The 1,801-nt window shown below is 41.6% G+C and carries 2 protein-coding genes and 1 pseudogene; 2 read left to right on the top strand and 1 reads right to left on the bottom strand.

Features of this window, described 5'->3' with window-relative positions; genetic code table 11:
- Positions 1 to 260 (top strand): annotated as a pseudogene (locus AN486_RS26460) (hypothetical protein); the annotation flags it as partial.
- A gap of 46 nt (positions 261 to 306) precedes the next feature.
- Here the strand turns inward: AN486_RS26460 and AN486_RS26455 are convergent.
- Positions 307 to 1,107, bottom strand: coding sequence for a hypothetical protein (locus tag AN486_RS26455; protein ID WP_290603051.1), 801 nt, complete (start codon positions 1,105 to 1,107; stop codon positions 307 to 309).
- 124 nt (positions 1,108 to 1,231) lie between these two features.
- Here AN486_RS26455 and cobU point away from each other — a divergent pair, with 124 nt between their 5' ends.
- Entirely contained in the window at positions 1,232 to 1,777 is a 546-nt protein-coding gene (gene cobU, locus AN486_RS26450; RefSeq protein WP_053540782.1) for a bifunctional adenosylcobinamide kinase/adenosylcobinamide-phosphate guanylyltransferase, read from the top strand.
- Positions 1,778 to 1,801 lie beyond the last annotated feature (24 nt).

Raw genomic sequence — 1,801 nt, 5'->3', positions numbered from 1 at the left:
TTCGTCGCCATCTTGACAAAAATCAAGAAAAATTGGCTGGACTTTATGCTGGTAATCCTCAGCGTAAAACGGCACGTCCTACTGCTGAAATGCTTCTTGTTGCATTTAAAGAAATCACATTGATATTAATTGAGGTTAACAATGAAGTCTACACTCATTTAACTACTCTTTCCCCTTTACAGCAGCGTATTCTTGTTTTACTTGGGTTTCCCCCTACTATTTATACTCAGCTTAGTGGTCAATCTTTTACTCCTGAGTAGAATTCTTCTAACTCTCGCAAAAATGGGCGAACCGGGAGTAATTATTTCAACTTTGTTGAATATGACTATGTAACATCACCAAGGTTTCCGCTAATTGACTCAAACGATTTTCTAGGTCTTGTTTGCGTCCTAAGAGTTGCCTTAATCTTTGGTGACGAGCGATCGCTATACTAACACTAGGAACTTGTTCAACTGGACAGGGACGAGACCACACTTGACCGGCTGTATCTACTCCACATAATCGGTAGTCAGTGTGTAGTGGTTTATGAGATTCTTTTTCACTACTAGCACAGATTTCTTCGACATAGTTCATGAGACGCTCTATTTCTGCATGGCGTAATGCGGCTGTTCCCACTGTTTCTGGTTCTTGGACATTAGATTCCAACCAACCGTTAATAATTGGCCCTTCTAAATAAATATCCTGAATTTGCTGTATTATTTTTTGTAGTTCTAGTTGCCAATCAGCTACTTTGTCTTGAATTTCTTGGAGCATATTCATGGCCAGTGCTGGGTTAGCACCGTGACGATGATTGCTGAAGGATGGAGTTTTAAATTTCGGGAGAGTTGGCGTTTTTTCTCCATTTTCTTGGGCTGGAAAGGCTGAGACGGAACTATGCTGAGGAAATAAATTTGCCTCTGGAGTTTCATGAATAACTGAATCTGCTTCTAAGTTACTATTATAGGTTTGTGTTGTATTTTGGGAATTTTCTGGAGATTCCTGGGGACGGATACTAATGCGAAAGGAAAAGGAACGTTTGCTTTCTTCACCTGGTTCTGTGGTGACATCATCATTGCGAGTTTTTAAATCATGCAGCGTAGCCTCTATCCGTTTTAACCCTGGTTTCATAACAATATCCTAAAATTTATGGTCTTTGGCAAGAAAGAATTCAGGAGTACAGAAAGGTGTTGATTTTGGGGATACTTGATTTAACTCGTGTATTCTTCCTGATGAAACATTATATTATCAAATAATGGGGAAAATAATTTTGGTGACAGGTGCAGCCCGCTCTGGTAAAAGTGAATGGGCGGAAGATTTGGCGATAAAGTCGGAAAAAAATGTTGTCTACATTGCCACAGCTACACAAAATCCTGATGATCTAGAATGGCAAGAACGCATTCAAAAACATCAACAACGCCGTCCTCAAGATTGGATAACTCTTGCTGTCCCTGGGGAACTAACTGCTGCTTTGGCTCAATCTCAGCCGCATACTTGCCTGTTGGTGGATTCTTTAGGAACTTGGGTGGCTAATTTTCTGGAGGAGGAGGATTTAGTTTGGGAAAATATTGTGGGGGAGTTTCTGGCAATTCTGCCGTTAGTGGCGGCTGATGTCATATTTGTGGGGGAAGAAACAGGTTGGGGTGTAGTTCCAGCTTATCCTCTAGGGCGCAAATTCCGCGATCGCCTGGGCGCTTTAGTGAGACAATTAGGGACAATTTGTGAACCTGTTTATTTGGTGACGGGTGGTCATGCGTTGAATTTGAGTTTATTAGGTGTACCATTACCAGCAGCTAAATAGGGAGTTGGGGGAGTTGGGGGAGTG

The organism is Anabaena sp. AL93 (assembly GCF_001672085.1).
GTDB lineage: Bacteria > Cyanobacteriota > Cyanobacteriia > Cyanobacteriales > Nostocaceae > Dolichospermum > Dolichospermum heterosporum.
This window is presented reverse-complemented; position numbering and strand designations above follow the sequence as displayed.

What these genes read in the sequence shown, in the direction of transcription:
- AN486_RS26455 (WP_290603051.1), bottom strand. Translation starts at nt 1,107, where the DNA reads ATGAAACCAGGGTTAAAACGGATAGAGGCTACGCTGCATGATTTAAAA.
- cobU (WP_053540782.1), top strand. Translation starts at nt 1,232, where the DNA reads ATGGGGAAAATAATTTTGGTGACAGGTGCAGCCCGCTCTGGTAAAAGT.